Origin of the sequence: Gallibacterium melopsittaci, from assembly GCF_042433085.1 — a bacterium.
Taxonomy (GTDB): Bacteria; Pseudomonadota; Gammaproteobacteria; order Enterobacterales; family Pasteurellaceae; genus Gallibacterium; species Gallibacterium melopsittaci.
The window spans coordinates 86,770-108,664 of the sequence record NZ_JBHLWA010000004.1 but is presented as its reverse complement, the minus strand read 5'-3'; the positions used below and the strand labels follow the sequence as shown (position 1 = coordinate 108,664).

The 21,895-nt window shown below is 36.3% G+C and carries 24 protein-coding genes; 22 read left to right on the top strand and 2 right to left on the bottom strand.

Annotated elements, in window-relative coordinates; genetic code table 11:
- Nucleotide 1: 1 nt before the first annotated feature.
- Both rsmB and fmt read right to left on the bottom strand, forming a co-directional pair.
- Nucleotides 2–1,312, bottom strand: coding sequence for a 16S rRNA (cytosine(967)-C(5))-methyltransferase RsmB (gene rsmB / locus ACFFHT_RS01205; protein WP_382372697.1), 1,311 nt, complete (start codon nt 1,310–1,312; stop codon nt 2–4).
- 3 nt (nt 1,313–1,315) lie between these two features.
- Nucleotides 1,316–2,275: a methionyl-tRNA formyltransferase gene (gene fmt, locus ACFFHT_RS01200; RefSeq protein ID WP_382372695.1), complete on the bottom strand. Its 960-nt coding sequence runs from the start codon at nt 2,273–2,275 to the stop codon at nt 1,316–1,318.
- 203 nt (nt 2,276–2,478) lie between these two features.
- Between fmt and ftsB the strand changes: the two genes are divergently transcribed.
- The 22 genes from ftsB (at nt 2,479) to ACFFHT_RS01090 (ending at nt 21,881) form a co-directional block, all read left to right on the top strand.
- Nucleotides 2,479–2,757 (top strand): cell division protein FtsB, encoded by a 279-nt coding sequence (gene ftsB / locus ACFFHT_RS01195; protein WP_382372693.1) that lies wholly within the window; start codon nt 2,479–2,481, stop codon nt 2,755–2,757.
- A gap of 23 nt (nt 2,758–2,780) precedes the next feature.
- Nucleotides 2,781–3,479 carry a 2-C-methyl-D-erythritol 4-phosphate cytidylyltransferase gene (gene ispD / locus ACFFHT_RS01190; protein WP_382372774.1) on the top strand — a complete coding sequence of 233 codons (699 nt, stop codon included), beginning with the start codon at nt 2,781–2,783 and terminating at the stop codon, nt 3,477–3,479.
- Nucleotides 3,476–3,958 carry a 2-C-methyl-D-erythritol 2,4-cyclodiphosphate synthase gene (gene ispF / locus ACFFHT_RS01185; RefSeq protein ID WP_382372691.1) on the top strand — a complete coding sequence of 161 codons (483 nt, stop codon included), beginning with the start codon at nt 3,476–3,478 and terminating at the stop codon, nt 3,956–3,958. Before ispD ends, ispF begins: the two co-directional genes overlap by 4 nt.
- Nucleotides 3,959–3,994: 36 nt before the next feature.
- Nucleotides 3,995–4,735, top strand: coding sequence for a 5'/3'-nucleotidase SurE (gene surE, locus ACFFHT_RS01180; RefSeq protein ID WP_382372689.1), 741 nt, complete (start codon nt 3,995–3,997; stop codon nt 4,733–4,735).
- Between the two features lie 6 nt (nt 4,736–4,741).
- Nucleotides 4,742–5,368, top strand: a complete 627-nt coding sequence (locus ACFFHT_RS01175; RefSeq protein WP_382372687.1) for a protein-L-isoaspartate(D-aspartate) O-methyltransferase — start codon at nt 4,742–4,744, stop codon at nt 5,366–5,368.
- The gene (locus ACFFHT_RS01170; protein WP_382372685.1) at nt 5,365–5,940 is read left to right on the top strand and encodes a YqaA family protein; all 576 of its coding nucleotides are present in this window, start codon (nt 5,365–5,367) and stop codon (nt 5,938–5,940) included. The genes ACFFHT_RS01175 and ACFFHT_RS01170 overlap by 4 nt, the downstream gene beginning before the upstream one ends.
- 19 nt (nt 5,941–5,959) lie before the next feature.
- On the top strand, nt 5,960–7,174 hold the full coding sequence (gene nlpD, locus ACFFHT_RS01165; protein ID WP_382372683.1) for a murein hydrolase activator NlpD: 1,215 nt from the start codon (nt 5,960–5,962) through the stop codon (nt 7,172–7,174).
- A 132-nt stretch (nt 7,175–7,306) separates the two neighbouring features.
- Entirely contained in the window at nt 7,307–7,756 is a 450-nt protein-coding gene (mioC, locus tag ACFFHT_RS01160) for an FMN-binding protein MioC (RefSeq protein ID WP_382372681.1), read from the top strand.
- A gap of 385 nt (nt 7,757–8,141) precedes the next feature.
- A complete protein-coding gene (gene mnmG / locus ACFFHT_RS01155) occupies nt 8,142–10,031 on the top strand; it encodes a tRNA uridine-5-carboxymethylaminomethyl(34) synthesis enzyme MnmG (RefSeq protein WP_382372679.1) in 1,890 nt (629 codons plus the stop codon).
- A 1-nt stretch (nt 10,032) separates the two neighbouring features.
- Nucleotides 10,033–10,662, top strand: coding sequence for a 16S rRNA (guanine(527)-N(7))-methyltransferase RsmG (gene rsmG, locus ACFFHT_RS01150; protein ID WP_382372677.1), 630 nt, complete (start codon nt 10,033–10,035; stop codon nt 10,660–10,662).
- 162 nt (nt 10,663–10,824) lie between these two features.
- Nucleotides 10,825–11,205: an ATP synthase subunit I gene (locus tag ACFFHT_RS01145; RefSeq protein WP_382372675.1), complete on the top strand. Its 381-nt coding sequence runs from the start codon at nt 10,825–10,827 to the stop codon at nt 11,203–11,205.
- 44 nt (nt 11,206–11,249) lie between these two features.
- Complete coding sequence (gene atpB / locus ACFFHT_RS01140; protein ID WP_382372673.1) at nt 11,250–12,059, top strand: F0F1 ATP synthase subunit A; 810 nt, start codon at nt 11,250–11,252, stop codon at nt 12,057–12,059.
- A gap of 56 nt (nt 12,060–12,115) precedes the next feature.
- Nucleotides 12,116–12,370 (top strand): F0F1 ATP synthase subunit C, encoded by a 255-nt coding sequence (gene atpE, locus ACFFHT_RS01135; RefSeq protein WP_013746002.1) that lies wholly within the window; start codon nt 12,116–12,118, stop codon nt 12,368–12,370.
- 58 nt (nt 12,371–12,428) lie between these two features.
- Nucleotides 12,429–12,899 (top strand): F0F1 ATP synthase subunit B, encoded by a 471-nt coding sequence (gene atpF / locus ACFFHT_RS01130; protein ID WP_382372671.1) that lies wholly within the window; start codon nt 12,429–12,431, stop codon nt 12,897–12,899.
- A gap of 12 nt (nt 12,900–12,911) precedes the next feature.
- The gene (gene atpH / locus ACFFHT_RS01125) at nt 12,912–13,445 is read left to right on the top strand and encodes a F0F1 ATP synthase subunit delta (protein WP_382372669.1); all 534 of its coding nucleotides are present in this window, start codon (nt 12,912–12,914) and stop codon (nt 13,443–13,445) included.
- A gap of 12 nt (nt 13,446–13,457) precedes the next feature.
- A complete protein-coding gene (gene atpA, locus ACFFHT_RS01120; RefSeq protein WP_382372667.1) occupies nt 13,458–14,999 on the top strand; it encodes a F0F1 ATP synthase subunit alpha in 1,542 nt (513 codons plus the stop codon).
- Nucleotides 15,000–15,026: 27 nt separating this feature from the next.
- Nucleotides 15,027–15,893, top strand: coding sequence for a F0F1 ATP synthase subunit gamma (gene atpG / locus ACFFHT_RS01115; RefSeq protein ID WP_382372666.1), 867 nt, complete (start codon nt 15,027–15,029; stop codon nt 15,891–15,893).
- 20 nt (nt 15,894–15,913) lie between these two features.
- Nucleotides 15,914–17,287: a F0F1 ATP synthase subunit beta gene (gene atpD, locus ACFFHT_RS01110; RefSeq protein ID WP_382369073.1), complete on the top strand. Its 1,374-nt coding sequence runs from the start codon at nt 15,914–15,916 to the stop codon at nt 17,285–17,287.
- A gap of 38 nt (nt 17,288–17,325) precedes the next feature.
- Nucleotides 17,326–17,751 (top strand): F0F1 ATP synthase subunit epsilon, encoded by a 426-nt coding sequence (locus tag ACFFHT_RS01105; protein ID WP_382372664.1) that lies wholly within the window; start codon nt 17,326–17,328, stop codon nt 17,749–17,751.
- 249 nt (nt 17,752–18,000) lie between these two features.
- Complete coding sequence (locus ACFFHT_RS01100) at nt 18,001–20,430, top strand: DMSO/selenate family reductase complex A subunit (RefSeq protein ID WP_382372662.1); 2,430 nt, start codon at nt 18,001–18,003, stop codon at nt 20,428–20,430.
- Nucleotides 20,431–20,440: 10 nt separating this feature from the next.
- Entirely contained in the window at nt 20,441–21,058 is a 618-nt protein-coding gene (locus ACFFHT_RS01095) for a DMSO/selenate family reductase complex B subunit (RefSeq protein ID WP_382372660.1), read from the top strand.
- 1 nt (nt 21,059) lies between these two features.
- Nucleotides 21,060–21,881 carry a DmsC/YnfH family molybdoenzyme membrane anchor subunit gene (locus ACFFHT_RS01090; RefSeq protein ID WP_382372658.1) on the top strand — a complete coding sequence of 274 codons (822 nt, stop codon included), beginning with the start codon at nt 21,060–21,062 and terminating at the stop codon, nt 21,879–21,881.
- Nucleotides 21,882–21,895 lie beyond the last annotated feature (14 nt).

Here is a 21,895-nt window from a genome sequence, read left to right as displayed (position 1 = left end):
CTTAACTTTGTTTAAATAGTTTCGCGTAAAAGAAACCATCGCCACTTTTCTGTGCAGGAACACATTGATAACCAAAACCTGTATCAATCCCTGTCGTATCTAATTGGATTGGCATTAATTTTGCATCTGAATGTGTTGCTAAAAAACGTTCTATTTGTTGGCTATTCTCTTCTGGCAAAATTGAACAAGTTGCATATAACAAAATGCCATTTGTTTTTAATCGTTGCCACAAAGCTGTCAAGATTGCTTGTTGTAATTCAACCAACTGTGCGATATCTGTTGCTTGTCGCAACCATTTAATATCAGGATGACGACGAATCACACCTGTTGCTGAACAAGGTGCATCTAATAAAATTCGATCAAACATTACCCCTGAAGCTAACCATTGATCTGGTTGGCTAGCATCACCACAAATAACCTCAGCTTTTTGATTTAATCGTTGTAAGTTTTCCTCTACACGCTTTAAACGACTTTGTTCAACATCTAATGCCATCACCTTTGCTTGTGGGGCAATTTCTAAAATATGTGTTGTTTTTCCACCTGGTGCTGCACACGCATCTAAAATTAATTGTCCATTCTGTGGCTCAAGTAATTCTCCTGCCCATTGTGCATGACGATCCTGAACACTTACCCAACCCTCGGCAAAATGCGGTAACTGTTCTACGCTAATCGGTTTGTGCAAATAAAGTGCCGTATTTGGTGAATAACATTCACTTTCTATTTGTTGTGCTGCTAACAATGCTTGATACGCAGTTTGTGTTGTATGTTGTTGATTTACCCGTAACCACATTGGTGGTTTTAGGTTATTTTCATCCACAATTTGTCGCCATTGTTCTGGATAATGTTTTTTCAATAAATTAACTAACCATTCAGGATGTAGTGTCTGCCAATGCTTATCAACAACCGCTAAAATCGCCTCTTGCTCACGCAAAAAACGTCGCATTACACCATTGACTAGCCCACGAAAAGAATCAGCTTTAACATCTCTGGTCGCATTTACCACTTCTGCAACTGCAGCGTGTGCAGGAATACGCGTATATAACAGTTGATACAAGCCTACCAACAATAGGCAATGTACGATTCTGGTTTTCCCTTTTAATGGTTTTGTTACTAATTTTTCAATAATCTGCTCTAAACGAGGTAATACACGGCAAACACCAAAACAGACTTCTTGTAATAAGGCAACATCTTGTGCTTTTACTTGTTGTTGAGCAGTGGGTAATAATGTTGAAAGTGATTTACCTTGATCCAATACTTGTAAAATCACTTCCGCCATCACAGCTCGCAATGTTTTTTTCTTTTGCTGATTCATCTGTTATTCGCTCACTGTTTTTCCAACAACAAACCAATCACTTCGTCCATTTAATAAATCTTGTGCCGACATTGGTTTCTTACCTGCTGGTTGTAATAAAGTTAAATTTAACACGCCTTGTTTGGTAGCAATTTGAATACCTTGCTTATTTGCCTGCAAAATTGTTCCAGGTACAGCATCTATATGAGGTAAAACAGTAGCCTGATAAACTTTCAGTGTTTGTTTCTGTTGTTGATGATCTATTACCTCAAACCAACTAATTGGCCATGGATTAAACGCTCGAATACAACGTTCTAGCTGTTCTGCAGATAATGACCAATCTAATTTCGCTTCTTCTTTGCTCAATTTCTCAGCATAATTACTGAATTGATCTTGTTGTACTTCTGGCGGATATTTACCTGATTCCAAATTATCTAATACTTCAATTAAGGCTGTTGGGCCTAATTGTGCTAATTTTTCATACAATGATGCGGAAGTTTCCATTGGATCTATCGAACAAACTACTTTATACAACATATCTCCAGTATCTAAACCTTCATTCATTTGCATAATGGTTACACCACTTTCTTGATCTCCAGCCCAAATAGCACGTTGAATTGGTGCTGCTCCACGCCAACGAGGTAATAAAGAACCATGAACATTTAAACAACCTAAACGAGGTGTTTCTAATACGGCTTTCGGTAAAATTAACCCATACGCTACCACTACCATCACATCGGCTTCAATTTGTTGTAATTCTTGTTGAGCTTCTGCTTTCCGCAAAGATTTCGGCTGGTAAACGGGTAAATTATGCGTTAATGCTAATTGTTTGACTGGGCTTGGTTGTAATTTTTTCCCTCTACCAGCTGGTTTATCTGGTTGAGTATAAACAGCAACGACTTGATGTTCTGAAGATAACAATGCTTGCAAATGTTGTGCGGCAAAATCTGGCGTACCAGCAAAAATAATCTTTAACGGTTTCATAAATTCGCAACAAAAAAATCAAAAATTCAATTCTAAACAAGCTAATTATCTTACCTTAGGGCTGTTTTAAAGGAAAGAAAACAATAGTTGTACTCCTTTTCTGATTCTACATAATCACTATATAGCTAAATTTGATTGTTATCTTTTCCGCTATTTCAAGGTAAACTATGTGCCACTAAAATTTATTCAGATTATTCTTTTTCATGCGTTTATTAGTTATTAGTTTATTTTGTTTATTATTAATTGCTCTATACAACTTCTGGTTTGGTGATTCTGGTTACCAAACCTATCAACAAACTCAAATAGAAATTGCTGAACAAAAAGCAAAAAATGAAAAACAAAGCCAATTAAACCAAGAAGCAAAAGCAGAAACACAAGATTTAAAAGAAGGTTTTTCGGCTGTTGAAGAACGAGCAAGACGTAATTATGAAATGGTTAAACCTAACGAAACCTTTTACCGAATTTTAAAATCAGAAAAATAATGAATACGACTTTAACTTCAAACATAACACGCCATATTATTGCGATAGTGCCTGCTGCTGGGATTGGTTCAAGAATGCAAGCTGATCGCCCAAAGCAATATTTATCTTTATTGGGAAAAACAATCCTACAACATACTTTAGAAAAATTATTAAGTTACCCTATTTTTGAAAAAATTATTGTCGCCATCGCAAAAGATGATCCCTATTTACTTCATTTTCCATTGAAAAATCATAAAAAAATTCAATGGGTTATTGGCGGTGAAACCCGAGATCAATCCGTATTAAATGCGTTAAATGAAATAGATGATAATGATGTATGGGTAATGGTACATGATGCTGCCAGACCTTGTATTACCTCTCAAGATTTAGACAAACTATTAGCAATTACCGATCCTCAAGGAGCTATTTTGGCAAAACCAGTGGTGGATACGATAAAAAAATCTTATGTAACTACCAGTGAAATAGAAAAAACTGAAGATCGTTCATTGTTATGGCATGCGTTAACGCCACAATTTTTTCCAGCAGTTGCGTTAAAACAGGCTTTAATACAGGCTAAAAATCAAGGATTTACCGTAACAGATGAGGCTTCTGCTTTTGAATTAATAGGGAAACATCCTCTATTAGTTGCAGGTCGTAGCGATAATATCAAAATTACTCGCCCAGAAGATTTAGCTTTAGCCGAATTTTATTTACTTCAACAACAAAAAGAGTGGCAAAAATGATAAGAATTGGACATGGTTTTGACGTTCACGCTTTTACTGAAGAAGGTTCAGGTTTTGTGATTATTGGTGGGGTAAAAATTCCTTATCCAAAAAGTTTACTTGCTCATTCTGATGGTGATGTCGCATTGCATGCTTTAACAGATGCACTATTAGGTGCAGCCGCGTTAGGCGATATTGGTAAACTATTTCCTGATACTGATATGGCTTATAAAGGTGCAAATAGCCGCCATTTATTAATAGAAGCCTTTCGTCAGATTCAACAAAAAGGCTATAAAATAGGTAATGTTGATGTAACCATTATTGCACAAGCACCAAAAATGCGTCCTTATATTGACCAAATGCGAGCTAATATTGCAGAAGATCTACAATGTGATATTGAACAGGTCAATGTTAAAGCAACCACAACTGAAAAACTTGGTTTTACTGGTCGAGGTGAAGGGATTGCTTGTGAAGCGGTTGCCTTAATCATTAAGCAATAAATTTTTCTATCTACAGAAATAATAGGAGCTGAAATAATGAATATTTTATTAAGTAATGACGATGGAATTCATGCTGAAGGCATTCAAACTTTAGCAACATATCTACGAAAAATCGCTAATGTCATTGTTGTGGCTCCTGATCGTAACCGCAGTGCAGCCTCTTCTTCTCTCACATTAATTGAACCATTACGTCCAAGATTATTAGATAATGGAGATTATTGTGTTAATGGTACACCAGCTGATTGTGTTTATTTAGCAATGAATCATTTACTTTCAGGCAAGATTGATCTTGTTGTTTCAGGTATCAATGCTGGTGTGAATTTAGGTGATGACATTTTATATTCTGGTACTGTCGCTGCTGCTTTTGAAGGAAGACATCTTGGATTACCTGCTATTGCAGTATCTTTAGATGGCAGACAACATTATGAAACAGCCGCACAAATTGTGTGTGAGTTAATTCCAAAACTTCATTCAAACATTCTGTCCAAAAGAGAGATCTTAAATATCAATGTGCCAGATATTCCTTACGATCAACTGAAAGGCATTAAAGTAACCACATTAGGATACAGATCAAGCGAAGGCGAAATCATTAAACAAACCGATCCTCGAGGCGAGTCCATTTATTGGCTAGGTTTATCAAGCCTTCCAGAACATGCTGGTGACGGAACAGATTTCCATGCGGTTGCGAATGGATATGTTTCAATTACGCCTATCCAAGCTGATATGACTGCACACCACTCCTTAAAAGCAGTAGAAGATTGGTTAAACTTAGGATAAGAATCAATGTCCGTTGAACAACAACGTTTGGTAAAAGATCTTTACCAGAGAGGAATTACTGATGAATCGGTATTAAAAGCGATTTATGAAATTCCTCGTCCTTTTTTTGTTGAAGAGGTTTTTAGTAAACATAGTTATGAAGATATGCCTTTACCAATTGGTGAGGGACAAACGATTTCTCAACCCTATGTTGTTGCTAAAATGACCTCTTTACTAGAATTAAAATCAACGGACAAAGTACTTGAAATTGGTACTGGTAGTGGTTATCAAACTGCTATTTTAGCAAAATTAGTGCAACAAGTTTTTAGTATTGAAAGAATCAAAAAATTACAATGGCGAGCCATGCACCGTTTTAAAAAACTAGAATTACATAATATTCGCCTAAAACACGGTGATGGTTGGGAAGGTTTAAAAGGACATTCTCCTTTTGATGCAATTATTGTTACTGCTGCTCCTTCACAAATTCCAACTGCTTTATTAGAACAATTAGCTGATGGAGGTCGCTTGGTTTTACCTGTTGGTGATGAAAATTACCAAATATTACAACGTATTACTCGTATTAAAGACAAATATAAAGTCGAAAATATAGAGGAGGTTAAATTCGTGCCCTTAATTAAAGGAGATACTCTATGAATTTGTTTGGTCGTTTATATGACAAAACAATGAAATGGTCAAAACACCAATTTGCATTTTATTGGTTGTTATTTGTTAGCTTTATTGAAGCGATCTTTTTCCCAATTCCTCCCGATGTAATGTTAGTTCCAATGTCAATGTCAAAACCTAACAAAGCATTACATTATGCATTTTATTGCGGTTTAGCTTCTACTATTGGCGGAATGATTGGTTATGCTATTGGACATTATGCTTTCGATTTAATTAAAGATTATATTGTTACTCTTGGCTATCAATCACATTGGGATACCGCCGTATCTTGGTTTGAACGTTGGGGTATTTTAGTTGTATTCGTTGCTGGTTTTTCGCCTATTCCTTATAAGGTATTCACGATTTGTGCTGGCGTAATGAATATGGCATTCCTTCCTTTTGTTATTACAGCTTTTGTTTCTCGTACTGCTCGCTTTGTTTTAGTTGCTAAATTATCTGCTTGGGGTGGGGAACGTTTTGCTGCACAATTACGCAATTATATTGAAATCATTGGTTGGGCCGTTGTAGTATTAACAGTCTGTGCCTACTTCCTCTTGAAATAACCATTTAATAGGAATATTTATGAAACAATCTTTTTTACTTGTCCCTGTGCTTGCTGCGATCCTTGCGGGTTGTAGTAATAATAATTCTGCACCAGTTGAAGATGCAGATGGAACATTAACGCCAGGCATTATGCAATCTGTTGGTAATGATAGTAACTCTACTTGGGAGCCACAAGTTCAACAACAACAGATGCCAACTGATATGATGGCAACAACACCGACTCCAGCTGCTGAAACAACACCACAGCCAGTAAAATCACAGCCACAACCAACATATCAGCAACCTGCACCAGTAACAACAACTACACCAAAACCAGCAGCAACTCCTGTTCAAACACCTGCTGCAAAACAACAAGCTGTATCACAAGATTTTACTATTCCAAGAAATCCGCAAACTAATGCACCTGATTACAGCAAAATTGATAAAGGTTTTTACAAAGGTTCAACTTATACCGTTCGTAAAGGCGATACTATGTTCTTGATCGCTTATATTTCAGGAATGGATGTACGTGAACTCGCTGCATTAAATAATATTCCAGAACCATATAAACTCAGTGTTGGCCAAACATTAAAAGTTAACAATAGTAATGCAGCCTCAACGGCTCAAGCACCAGCTACTGCAGCAACTTCAACTCCTGCAGCACAGCCACAACAACCAGCAGTAACTTACACTCCAGGTCCTAATGGTACAGCGTATGGTTCAGATGGCACTATCGTAGGGCCAATTAAATCTACCGCAGGTACTGTACCTCCAACAACTAATAATTCTGTAAACACTGTTCCAGTTACAGCACAACCAACCACCACTGTAACACCGTCAAATACCACAACGGTTATGTCAGAACCAGCGACAAATAACAGTAATATCACATGGATCTGGCCAACTAAAGGAAATGTGATCCAAGGATTCTCAAATAGTGATGGTGGTAATAAAGGGATCGATATTGGTGGATCTCGTGGTCAAGCTGTTTATGCAGCAGCTCCAGGAAGAGTTGTATATGCTGGTAATGCGTTAAGAGGCTATGGTAACTTAATTATTATTAAACATAATGATGATTACCTCAGTGCTTATGCTCACAATGAAACAATCCTTGTAAAAGACCAGCAACAAGTAACAGCTGGACAACAAATTGCTAAAATGGGTAGTTCAGGTACCAATAGTGTGAAATTACACTTTGAAATTCGTTATAAAGGTAAATCTGTCAACCCAACAACTTACCTCCCAAGAAACTAAATTTTATTCTTAATGGAGAAAACGGCATTTTTAATTTAAAGATGCCGTTTTTTTATTTGCTAAAATTCTTTTTTACTTTCTTTTCCTATACCATAAGATTTACGTATCTTATTAAAAAATAAAGGAGTTATCATGACCTCAATTTGTATTATTACTGGCAGTACGCTTGGTGGTGCTGAATATGTTGCTGAACATCTTGATGATTGCTTACAACAAAAAGGTTTTACAACAAAAATATTTCATGGACCTGAATTAAATCAGGTGATCGAGGATAAAATTTGGTTAGTTGTTACATCTACTCATGAGGCAGGTGAATTACCTTACAATTTACAGCCTCTATTTGAACAACTTGCTGAAACACAACCAGATCTGTCTGACTTACGTTTTGCTGTCGTTGGTTTGGGTAATAGTGATTATGATACTTTTTGCTTTGCGGTAGATCGTGTTGAACAAAATCTACAAAATTTAAATGCTAAATGTATTTGTGACTCTCTTAGAATTGATGTTTTATCTACTGAAGATCCCGATGCTGATGCAGAAAATTGGTTACCTACTATGTTAGATCAATTAAAAATTGATTAAACTTACAACAAGATCATCTGTGGATAACTTGCTTATTTTCCGTTATAAAAACTGTTTTTTTCTTGAATATAAATCTGGATCTTTTTTAATCTGTGGATAACTCAGAAGTTTATCCACAAGAAAGATCATATTGTTTATGATGATCTTAACAAAATAAAAAAGATCCTATCTCTTTAAGATCTCTTATTTTTTTCTTATTCTCCACAAGGATCTTGCGATCTAATAATAACAATAATAAAAAGATCTCTATATAAAGATCTTATATTACTTATAGTGATCCTTCCTTGAGATCATGACAAAAATTAATTTTTAACAGATCCTAAATTTTCAGTTAAAATAGCAAAATTTTCTTACCATTCTATAATTTTCATTTTTTAGGTTTTTTATGTTTTATCCAAATAACTATGATGTCATTGTTGTTGGAGGAGGACACGCGGGTACAGAAGCCGCATTAGCTCCAGCAAGAATGGGTCTTCGTACATTACTTATTACACATAATATAGATACACTAGGACAAATGTCTTGCAATCCTGCTATTGGTGGAATTGGCAAAGGGCATTTAGTTAAAGAGATCGATGCTTTAGGTGGTTTGATGGCACATGCTACAGATAAAGCAGGGATCCAATTTAGAACTTTAAATAGTAGTAAAGGGCCTGCAGTGCGAGCTACTCGTGCTCAAGCAGATCGTGTCTTATATCGCCAAGCAGTGAGAACTGCATTAGAGCAACAACCAAATTTAGATCTTTTCCAACAAGAAGTTACTGATATTTTAATTGAAAATGGTCATGTAACAGGTGTTACGACTAAAATGGGGTTAACGTTTAGAGCTAAAGCAGTAGTATTAACAGCTGGAACCTTTTTAGCAGGTAAGATTCATATCGGTTTAGATAATTATGAAGGTGGTCGTGCAGGTGATCCTGCTTCTGTTCGTTTAGCTGAACGCTTGCGTGATCTTAATTTACGTGTTGCACGTTTAAAAACAGGAACACCACCTCGATTAGATGCACGTACTATTGATTTTTCTGTGTTAAAACAACAACATGGTGATGAAATTCTTCCTGTATTTTCATATATGGGAAGTGTTGATGAACATCCACGTCAAGTGCCTTGCTATATTACACATACTAATTTGCAGACACATGAGCTCATCCGATCTAATTTGGATCGTAGCCCAATGTACACAGGGATCATTGAAGGGGTAGGACCTCGTTATTGTCCATCGATCGAAGATAAAGTAATGCGATTTGGTGATCGTAACGGTCATCAGATCTTCTTAGAACCAGAAGGATTAACAAGTAATGAGATCTATCCAAATGGAATCTCAACCAGTTTGCCATTTGATGTGCAAATGGGGATCGTTAATTCAATGCAAGGATTAGAAAAGGCAAGGATCGTCAAACCAGGCTATGCGATTGAGTATGATTATTTCGATCCGAGAGATCTTAAACCTTCATTAGAAACGAAATCGATCGATGGTTTATTCTTTGCAGGACAGATCAATGGAACAACAGGTTACGAAGAAGCTGCTGCACAAGGGATCTTAGCTGGATTAAATGCTGGATTACATGTACAAGATAAAGAAGCATGGTATCCACGTCGTGATCAGGCTTATATTGGTGTGTTAGTTGATGATCTTTGTACATTAGGTACAAAAGAACCTTACCGGGTGTTTACTTCTCGTGCAGAATATCGTTTGTTACTGCGTGAAGATAATGCTGATATTCGTCTAACAGAAATTGGACGCAAATTAGGCTTGGTTGATGATGCACGTTGGGCTCGTTTTAATCAAAAATTAGAAAATATTGAATTAGAACGTCAACGTTTAAGACAGATATGGATTCATCCTCGTTCTGAACATTTAGCAGAAGTGAATGCGGCATTGAATTCACCTTTAATGCGTGAAGCTAGTGGTGAAGATCTATTACGTCGCCCAGAAATGAGTTATGACAAATTGTGTCAATTAACGCCATTCCAACCTGCAATGGAAGATAAAGAAGCTGTTGAACAAGTTGAAATTTCCATTAAATATCAAGGTTATATTGAACATCAAAATGAGGAAATTGAACGTCATAAGCGTCATGAGAATACCTTAATTCCTGCACAGTTTGATTATTCTGCAGTTATTGGATTATCAAATGAAGTTAGAACGAAATTAGAACAACATCGACCTGTATCTATTGGACAGGCTTCGCGTATTTCGGGTATTACACCAGCGGCAATTTCAATTTTATTAGTTTATTTGAAAAAGCAAGGTATGCTTAAGCGTGGAGAATAAGATGTTACTTGGCAAATTAACGCAATTATTAGTGCAAGCCAATATTTCTCTGTCTGATCAGCAAAAAGCTCAACTAGTGAAGCTAGTTGAGCTTTTACATAAATGGAATAAGGCATATAACCTGACTTCAGTACGTGATCCACAAGAGATGTTGGTAAAACATATTTTAGATAGTTTAGTGGTTAGCCCTTATTTAAAGGGAGAACGCTTTATTGATGTGGGAACAGGTCCAGGATTACCTGGATTACCATTAGCGATCATTAATCCTGATAAAAAATTTTATTTATTAGATAGTTTAGGCAAAAGAATTAGCTTTATCCGTAATGCGGTACGTGAATTAGGACTAACAAATGTTGAGCCTATACTAAGTCGGGTTGAGGATTATCAGCCAGAACAACAGTTTGATGGTGTGTTAAGTCGAGCATTTGCTTCTCTACAAGATATGACAAATTGGTGTCAACATTTACCACATAAAAAAGGTATTTTTTATGCTTTAAAAGGACAATATCAAGAAGATGAAGTCAAAATGTTAAATCAAGATTTTCAAATTGTTGATGTTATTAAATTAACTGTACCTGAACTAGTCGGGGAACGTCACCTAATTTGTCTTAAATCTGTAGCAAAAATTTAACAAAAAAGTACATAAAAGGGAAAAAGTTAAAATTTTTCTTAAAAATGTTAACTTTGTAACACTTTTATAGTATGAAATTGATTGCATAAAATAGAACTCACCGTATAATTGAGAGGGTTTGAAGGGCTGCAACCCTTGTATTTAGTAGTAAGTATCTAAAATATGTCAATCTGGTTTAGTCATACTAAAACGCTATATAAAAAGATATTCATAATAATGGCAGTTTTAATTGCCATTATTTTTGTTGGATTGTATCCATTTCAACCTATTTATGCTTGGGCTTTTCTTATTGGTGCTCTAATTGGCTTTATTCCACAAATATTGTTTGTTGGATTTTTGCTTTTTAGAGGATTGAACGTGCCTCAAGCAAATAAAGTGAAAGTGTTATATCAAGCAGAAATTTTTAAACTTTGTATAACAATTTTGTTTTTTGTGATGTTGTTTGTTATAGATCAAACAATCTCACCTTTAGGCTTATTCGGTGGTTATTTTAGTGTAATCATATTGAATAACCTATTGCTATTTAGTTTGCGAAAACAGTAGCAATGTAAATAACTAGCATCTTAACCAAATCAGTAGGAATAAATATGTCTGCAGAAGGTTCAACTCTTACTTCTATGGAATATATAAACCACCACCTTGGAAATTTACAAGCAGGTGAAGGTTTTTGGTCATTCCATTTCGATACTCTTTTATTTTCTGTTATTTGTGGTGTGGTATTTTTATATGTGTTCTATCGTGTGGCACAAAAAGTAACCACAGGCAAACCAACCAAATTACAAGCTGCTGTTGAAATTCTTGTTGAATGGATTAATGGCATTGTGACCGAAAACTTTCATGGTAGTCGCAATGTGGTTGCGCCATTAGCATTAAGTATTTTTGTTTGGGTATTCTTAATGAACACGATTGACTTAGTGCCTGTCGACTATTTGCCTAAATTGGCTGCAATTCTATCTGGTGATGATCATATTCATTTAAGAGCTGTACCAACAACTGATATGAATATGACTTTTGCAATGGCATTAGGTGTATTTGTTCTTATTATTTTCTATACCATCAAATCTAAAGGTGTAGGTGGATTTGTTAAAGAATACACAATGCATCCATTTAATCACTGGGCTTTAATTCCTGTAAACCTTATTCTCGAATCAGTAACATTACTTTCTAAACCAGTGTCTTTATCACTACGTCTTTTCGGAAATATGTATGCTGGTGAATTAATCTTTATTTTGATTGCTGTAATGTATTCAGCGAATATGTTTGTTGCCACAATGGGTATTCCATTACAAATTATCTGGGCAATTTTCCACATTTTAGTGGTTACATTACAAGCATTCATATTCATGATGTTAACTGTGGTTTATTTAAGTATCGCTTACAATAAATCTGAACATTAATTGTTTTTTTAACCTCAGCATTTTTGCTGTTATCTTTAACCAAACTGGAGAAAAATATGGAAACTGTAATTAGTGCAACAATTATCGCTGCATCTATCATGTTCGCTTTTGCTGCTTTAGGTACCGCTATTGGCTTCGGTATCTTAGGGGGTAAATACTTAGAATCAGCAGCTCGTCAACCAGAGTTAGCAAACTCTTTATTGACCAAAATGTTTATTGTTGCTGGTTTACTTGATGCGATTGCGATGATTGCAGTAGGTATCGGTTTATACTTTGCGTTCGCAAACCCATTCGTTTCATTGTTAGGTTAATACATAACGGGTTACTCTGTTGTAGAGTAAATCAACCAACTTCAATAGGAGGTCCGTTGTGAATATCAACGCAACATTAATTGGACAAACAATAGCTTTTATCATCTTTGTATGGTTTTGCGTGAAATATGTTTGGCCACCAATTATTAAAGCTATCGAAGAGCGTCAAACGCAAATTGCTAATGCGTTAGCAGCTGCTGAAGTAGCGAAAAAAGAACAAGCGGATACAAAAGCATTGATCGAAAAAGAAGTCAATGCAGCAAAAACGCAAGCTCAATCAATTATCGATGCTGCAAATCGTCGCCGTAATGAAATTTTAGCGGAAGTTCAAACTGAAGCCGAAGCGCTAAAAGCAAAAATTGTTGAACAAGGTTATGCTCAAATTGAGGCAGAACGTAAACGTGTTCAAGAAGAATTACGTGTGAAAGTAGCTTCATTAGCGGTTGCTGGTGCAGAAAAAATTGTTGCTCGCAATATTGATGAAGCAGCTAATAATGACATCATTGATAAATTAGTAGCTGAGTTATAAGGAAGGTAAGCTATGTCAGAATTTACTACAGTAGCTCGTCCTTATGCGAAAGCGGCTTTTGATTTTGCAATTGAACATGATCAATTAGCGCAGTGGCAAACTATGTTAGGTTTTGCTGCAGCTGTAGTGACTGATGACAGAATGCAAAATTTATTAGTCAGCGATTTATCAGCAACAAAAATTGCCGATGTGATCATTAAAATTTGTGGTGATCAGTTAAATCAATACGGTGAGAATTTTATCCGTATTATGGCTGAAAATAAGCGTTTAAGTGTATTACCAGCCGTTTTTGCACAATTTAAAGAGTATGTGGATGATTATCAATCAACTACAGAAGTTAATGTTACCTCCGCTTTTCCATTAAGCGATAAGCAACAACAAGACATTATTGCAGCAATGGAAAAAAGGCTTGCTCGTAAAGTTAAATTAAATTGCAATGTGGACAGTACATTAATTGCAGGTGCAGTTATTCGTACCGATGAGTTTGTCATTGATGGAAGTAGTCGTGGTCAAATTGCTCGTTTAGCTAATGAGTTGCAATTGTAAGAGGAAAAAAAGATGCAACTAAATTCTACAGAAATTAGTGAACTGATTAAAAAACGTATTGCCCAGTTTGAAGTCGTTAGCGAAGCACGCAATACTGGCACAATCGTTTCCGTGAATGATGGAATTATCCGTATTCATGGTTTAACTGAAGTAATGCAAGGTGAAATGATTGCATTACCAGATAACCGTTATGCAATCGCATTAAACTTAGAAAGAGATTCTGTTGGTGCGGTAGTAATGGGACCTTATGCTGATTTAGCAGAAGGGATGGAAGTTCAATGTACAGGTCGTATTTTAGAAGTTCCAGTTGGTCGTGGTTTATTAGGTCGTGTGGTAAATACTTTAGGTCAACCAATTGATGGTAAAGGTGAAATTGAACATGATGGTTTCTCACCAGTAGAAGTAATTGCTCCAGGTGTAATCGATCGTAAATCGGTTGATCAACCAGTACAAACTGGATATAAAGCTGTTGACTCAATGATCCCAATTGGTCGTGGTCAACGTGAGTTAATTATCGGTGACCGTCAAACTGGTAAAACTGCACTTGCTATTGATGCAATCATTAATCAACGTGATTCAGGAATTAAATGTGTCTATGTTGCAATTGGACAAAAAGCGTCAACTATTGCTAACGTAGTGCGTAAATTAGAAGAACACGGTGCATTGGCGAATACTATTGTTGTTGTAGCTTCAGCAGCAGAATCAGCCGCATTACAATATCTTGCGCCATATGCTGGTTGTGCAATGGGAGAATATTTCCGTAATCGTGGTGAAGATGCATTAATTGTTTATGATGATTTATCAAAACAAGCAGTAGCTTACCGTCAAATTTCATTATTATTACGTCGTCCACCTGGACGTGAAGCATTCCCAGGGGATGTATTCTATTTACATTCACGTTTACTAGAACGTGCTGCACGTGTAAACGCGGATTTCGTTGAACGTTTCACCAAAGGTGAAGTAAAAGGTAAAACAGGTTCATTAACTGCATTACCAATTATTGAAACCCAAGCAGGTGACGTTTCAGCATTCGTACCAACTAACGTAATTTCAATTACAGATGGTCAGATCTTCCTTGAAACAAACCTCTTTAACTCAGGTATTCGTCCTGCGGTTAACCCTGGTATTTCTGTTTCACGGGTAGGTGGTGCAGCACAAACTAAAGCAATGAAAAAATTGTCAGGTGGTATTCGTACTGCCCTTGCTCAATATCGTGAATTAGCTGCGTTTGCACAATTTGCCTCAGACTTAGATGATGCAACTCGTAAACAGCTTTCTCATGGTCAAAAAGTAACTGAATTATTGAAACAAAAACAATATTCACCGATGACCGTTGCTCAACAGTCTTTAGTGTTATTTGCAGTTGAGTTCGGCTATTTAGATGATGTAGAGCTAAACCGTATCGGTTCTTTTGAAGCTGCATTATTGGAATATGCAGAAAATAATTACAGTGAATTCATGCAAGAGTTAACAAAAACTGGTAACTATGATGATGCTGTAAAAGATACCTTAAAGGCAATTTTAGACTCATTTAAACAAAACGGTGCATGGTAATTACCAAAGACGTAACGGAGAGATGAAATGGCAGGTGCGAAAGAGATAAGAACCAAAATCGCCAGTGTACAAAGTACACAAAAAATTACTAAGGCGATGGAAATGGTTGCTGCCTCCAAAATGCGTAAAACGCAAGAACGCATGTCTTCTTCACGTCCGTATTCTGACACAATACGTTACGTAATTAGCCATGTATCAAAAGGTAGCATTGGATATAAACACCCTTTCTTAGTCGAAAGAGAAGTAAAGAATGTTGGTTACATTATTGTTTCAACGGATCGTGGATTATGTGGCGGTTTAAATATCAACTTATTTAAACGCGTTATGAATGAAATGAAAACGTTTAGTGATAAGGGTGTCGGTGTTCAGCTAAGTTTGATCGGTGCTAAAGGTGTTAATTTCTTCCAATCAATGGGGGTTGCAAAAGTTGTTTCTCAAACATCAGGGATTGGCGATACCCCATCAGTAGAAGAACTTATCGGTACTGTAAATACTATGGTAGAGGCTTATCGAAAAGGTGAGGTTGATGAGGTTTATCTCGTATTTAATAAATTCATTAATACGATGTCACAAAAACCAACCTTAGAAAGATTACTTCCATTACCATCATTGGAAAACGATCGTTTACAAAGTGGTATTTGGGATTATATCTATGAACCAGAGCCAAAAGTATTACTTGATAGTTTATTGATTCGTTATATTGAATCTCAAGTTTATCAAGCAGCAGTAGAAAACTTAGCATCTGAGCAAGCGGCGAGAATGGTGGCAATGAAAGCTGCTACAGATAATGCTGGTAACTTAATTAAAGAGTTACAACTTATCTATAACAAAGCTCGTCAAGCAAGCATCACAAATGAATTAAATGAAATTGTCGCTGGTGCGGCTGCAATTTAAAGTAGATTAGAGGAATGGTAATGGCAACTGGAAAAATTGTACAAATCATCGGTGCCGTCATTGACGTTGAGTTTCCACAAGATGCAGTGCCAAAAGTATATGAAGCCTTAAACGTTGAAACTGGGCTTGTACTTGAAGTACAACAACAATTAGGTGGTGGTGTTGTACGTTGTATTGCAATGGGATCTTCAGACGGATTAAAACGTGGATTAACTGTAACAACAACAGGTAATCCAATTTCTGTACCAGTCGGAACAGAAACTTTAGGACGTATTATGAATGTACTTGGTGAACCTATTGATGAAAGAGGTCCAATTGGTGAAAAAGAGCGTTGGTCTATTCACCGTGCAGCACCAAGTTATGAAGAACAATCAAATAGTACAGAATTATTAGAAACAGGTATCAAAGTTATCGACTTAGTTTGCCCATTTGCGAAAGGGGGTAAAGTTGGTCTATTCGGTGGTGCGGGTGTAGGTAAAACCGTTAATATGATGGAACTTATCCGTAATATCGCAATTGAGCACTCTGGTTATTCTGTATTTGCAGGGGTAGGTGAACGTACTCGTGAAGGGAATGACTTCTACCATGAAATGCAAGAATCTAACGTATTAGATAAAGTATCATTAGTTTATGGTCAAATGAATGAGCCACCAGGTAACCGTTTACGTGTTGCATTGACTGGTTTGACTATGGCGGAAAAATTCCGTGATGAAGGTCGTGATGTCCTTTTCTTCGTTGATAATATTTATCGTTATACCCTTGCGGGTACGGAAGTATCTGCGTTACTTGGTCGTATGCCATCTGCGGTAGGTTATCAACCAACCCTAGCAGAAGAAATGGGTGTACTTCAAGAACGTATTACCTCAACTAAGACTGGTTCTATCACTTCTATCCAAGCAGTATATGTGCCTGCGGATGACTTAACTGACCCATCTCCAGCAACAACCTTTGCTCACTTGGATGCGACAGTCGTATTAAGCCGTCAAATTGCATCATTAGGGATTTATCCTGCGGTTGACCCATTAGATTCAACTTCTCGTCAATTAGATCCACAAGTTGTTGGACAAGAACACTATGAAGTAGCTCGTGGTGTGCAATCAATTTTACAACGTTATAAAGAATTGAAAGATATTATTGCAATTCTTGGTATGGACGAACTTTCAGAAGAAGATAAATTAGTGGTAGCACGTGCTCGTAAGATCGAACGTTTCTTATCACAACCATTCTTCGTTGCTGAAGTCTTTACTGGATCGCCAGGTAAATATGTGCCATTAAAAGAAACAATTCGTGGCTTTAAAGGTATTTTAAGCGGTGAATATGACCATATTCCAGAACAAGCGTTCTATATGGTTGGTTCAATCGATGAAGTATTAGAAAAAGCGAAGAAAATGTAATTGCTCCTAAGGCAAATCACTCGCTAAGGAGATAAATAATGGCAACTTTTAATTTAACTGTTGTAAGTGCGGAACAAAAAATATTTTCAGGTGTAGTTGAAAGTATTCAAGTAACAGGGAGCGAAGGGGAATTAGGTATTCTTGCTGGGCATACTCCATTGTTAACATCCATTAAGCCAGGTTTTGTAAAAATTATGCAAAATGGCAAAGAAGACGTTATTTATGTGTCTGGTGGATTTCTTGAAGTACAACCTGGAAATGTGATTGTTTTAGCTGATACAGCGATTCGAGGTGAGGATCTTGATAAAGAACGTATCCTTGCTGCGAAACGCCGTGCAGAAGAAAATATTCGTAGTGCACACAAAGACGGTAATTATGAGCTTCTGGCATCTAAATTATCGAGAGAGCTTGCGAAATTACGTGCTTATGAACTTACTGAAAAAGCGGTGAAAAATAAACGCTAATTTTTAACTTTTAATAATGAATAAACCAGTTATGTATTTGCATAACTGGTTTTTTATTATTCATTTTGTATAAATTTAATTCATAAACAAGTTTAGAATAATTCTCATTAATATAACGTATTGATTTATATCATATTTGTAAGACATATTTTTTATTACCTATCGTCTAACTCTATATAATTACCCCGTTTTAAGTATGAGAATAGGCTTAATTTTATTAAGTTTATTTTAATTATAAATGGAGTACATATGGAGAAATCAATTATTAATCCAACTGTGAACAGACGGAGTTTTATTAAAGCCTCTTCTGGTGTTGCGGCTGCATTAGCTGCAGCAGAATTAACCATTCCTTTTAAAACAGTAGCAGCAGAATCAAAAGATATTAAATCGAATGAAGAAAAAGTTGTTTGGAGTGCTTGTACCGTTAACTGTGGTAGTCGTTGTGCATTAAGAATGCATGTAAAGAATGATCAAATTACTTATGTTGAAACAGATAATACAGGTACAGAAACCTATAATGTTGATCATCAAGTAAGAGCTTGTTTACGTGGTCGTTCAATGCGTCGTCGAATTTATAATCCTGATCGTTTGAAATATCCGATGAAGCGTGTAGGTAAACGTGGAGAAGGAAAATTTAAACGTATTAGTTGGGATGAAGCTTTAACAGAAATTGCACAATCATTAAGAAAAAATATCGAAAAATACGGTAATGAATCAATTTATCTTAATTATGGTACAGGGACATTAGGCGGAACAATTACAAAATCTTGGCCACCTGGATCAACATTAATAGCACGTTTGATGAACTGTATTGGTGGTTATTTAAATCATTATGGTGATTACAGTACAGCACAAATAACCGTAGGATTAGATTATACCTATGGTGGTGGTTGGGCATACGGTAATGGTATGGCTGATATTGAAAATAGTAAGTTAGTTGTTTTATTTGGAAATAATCCAGCTGAAACAAGAATGAGCGGTGGTGGTTTAACTTACTGTATTGAACAAGCAAGAAAGAAATCAAATGCTAAACTTATTGTAATTGATCCTCGTTATTGTGATACCGCTGCTGGACGAGAAGATGAATGGATTCCTATCCGACCAGGTACCGATGCAGCTTTAGTTTCTGCTTTGGCTTATGTGATGATTACAGAAGATCTCGTTGATCAAGCCTTTTTAGATAAATATTGTGTTGGTTATGATGAAAAAACCTTACCTGAATCTGCACCAAAGAATGGACACTACAAAGCCTACATTTTAGGTCAGGGAGAGGATGGCATAGCGAAAACTCCAGAATGGGCGGCAAAAATTACAGGTATTCCAGCAGCGAGAATTATTAAATTAGCAAGAGAAATTGCTGGTACGAAACCTGCTTTTATTTCTCAAGGTTGGGGACCACAACGTCGTAGTAATGGTGAATTGATTTCGCGTGCTATTGCAATGCTTGCAATCTTAACAGGAAATGTTGGTATTAATGGTGGTAATACTGGTGCAAGAGAAAGTGCATATAGCATTCCTTTTGTACGTATGCCAACTCTTACTAATCCAGTTCAAGCAAGCATACCAATGTTTTTATGGACTGATGCGATTGTTCGTGGACCAGAAATGACTGCAACAACGGATGGTATTCGTGGTGTAGAAAAATTGTCTGCTCCAATAAAATTTATTTGGAACTATGCGAGTAATTGTTTGATTAATCAGCATGCACAAGTTAATCGTACACACGATATTTTGCAGGATGAGTCCAAATGCGAAATGATCGTTACTATAGATAATCATATGACACCAACTGCAAAATATAGTGATATTTTGCTTCCAGATTGTACAACTTCAGAACAAATGGATTTCTGTTTAGATGCATTTGTTTCTAATATGGCTTATGTCATTTTTGCAGACCAAGCAGTAAAACCACCTTTTGAATGTAAAAATATTTATGACATGATGAGTGCATTAGCCGAAAAATTGGGTGTAGCACAACAATTTACCGAAGGTCATACTCAAGAAGAATGGCTTCGTCATTTATATGAACAATCAAGAGCAAATCTACCAGAGTTACCAACTTTTGAAGAGTTCAGAAAACAAGGTATATATAAAAAGGTGGATCCAAAAGGATTCTATGTTGCATATAAAGATTTCCGAGAAGATCCAGAAAAGCATCCATTAGAAACACCATCAGGAAAAATAGAAATCTATTCTAGCCGTTTAGCAGAAATTGCAAAAACATGGAAATTAGCAAAAGATGAAGTTATCCATCCATTACCAATTCATGTAGATAGTTTTGAACATTATGGTGATCCTTTAATGGAAAAATATCCATTACAACTGAGTGGTTTCCATTATAAAGCTCGTACCCACTCAACTTATGGCAATGTTGATGTATTGAAAGCGGCTAATCCACAAGAAGTTTGGATCAATCCGATTGATGCTGAAGCACGAGGAATTAAAAATGGTGATTTAATTCGTATTTTTAATGATCGTGGTGAAATCCAAATTAATGCCAAAGTAACGCCAAGAATTATTCCAGGAGTAGTGGCTTTAGGGGAAGGAGCTTGGTATGCACCAGATAGTAATCGAGTCGATCATGCTGGTTGTATCAATGTGTTGACCACACAAAGACCATCACCATTGGCAAAAGGAAATCCACAACATTCTAATTTAGTACAAGTTGAGAAAGCCTAAGGAGTAATTTATGGAACAATATGGATTTTATTTTGATTCAGAACGTTGTACAGGCTGTAAAACTTGTGAATTAGCCTGTAAAGACTATAAAGATCTTGATACTGACGTTAATTTCCGTCGTATTTATGAGTATGCTGGCGGTAATTGGCAAGTACAACCAGATGGCACATACCAACAAGATGTATTTGCTTATTATTTATCTATCTCTTGTAACCATTGCGAAAATCCAGCCTGTACTAAAGTTTGTCCAACAGGTGCAATGCATAAAAATGAAGATGGTTTTGTCATTGTTAATGAGGATATTTGTATTGGTTGCCGTTATTGCCATATGGCTTGTCCATATGACGCACCGCAATATGATGCGAAGAAAGGGCATATGACAAAATGTGATGGCTGTTATTCACGTATTAAGGAAGGACATAAACCAATTTGTGTTGAGGCGTGCCCATTACGTGCTTTAGATTTTGCACCAATTAAAGAGTTGCGAGAAAAATATGGTGAGGAAGCTTCCATTGCACCTTTACCACCAGCGGAATTTACCAAACCAAATTTAGTGGTAAAACCAAATAAAAATGCTCGTCCAAGTGGCGATACAACAGGTTTTCTAGCGAATCCAAGGGAGGTGTAAGATGAATGCGGGATTACATGAATTACCATTGGTCTTTTTTACAGTATTAGCACAAATTTCTGTTGGAACTCTATGGGTATTTGCTTATGTGTTATCGCACAAAGAGTCAGAAACACATAAAAATTACCTTTATAAATTAATGTTTTTACCATTAGTTTTATTAGGCATAGGTTTTATCGCTTCTATTTTACATTTAGGTTCACCAATGCGCGCCTTTAATTCTTTAAATCGTGTCGGTGAATCTATGTTAAGTAATGAAATTGCTTCCGGAGCATTATTCTTTATCGTGGCAGGGCTTTATTGGTTAATTGCTATTATAGGGAAAATGCCTACCGCATTAGGACGTTTGTGGTTAGTTGTGATGGTACTTTGTGGTGCATTATTTATGTATATGATGAATAATGTTTATCATATTGATACTGTCCCAACATGGAATAGTGCTATTACTTCGTGGCAATTCTATTTAACTGTTGTATTAGGTGGTTGTGCTTTGGGGTATGCTTTGTTGCATCAAGTGCAATCTTTGTGTTTATTACGTTGGCTTTTTGGGTTGGCTTTAGTTGCATCCGTAGCAGTCGTGATTTATCAAAGTTTCTCTTTAGCAGCTATTCATAGTTCGGTTCAACAAGCTGTTGCTCTCGTCCCTGATTATGTGTGGGTAAGTATTATTCGATTATTTTGCCTTGTATTAGCAAATATTTTATTATGCAAAAGTAATAATCAAGCTGGCTTATTTTTAGCAGTGGTGTTAGTATTCGGTAGTGAAATATTAGGAAGAATCTTATTCTACGGTTTACATATGACTGTTGGTATGGCGGTTTAATCATAGATATAGAG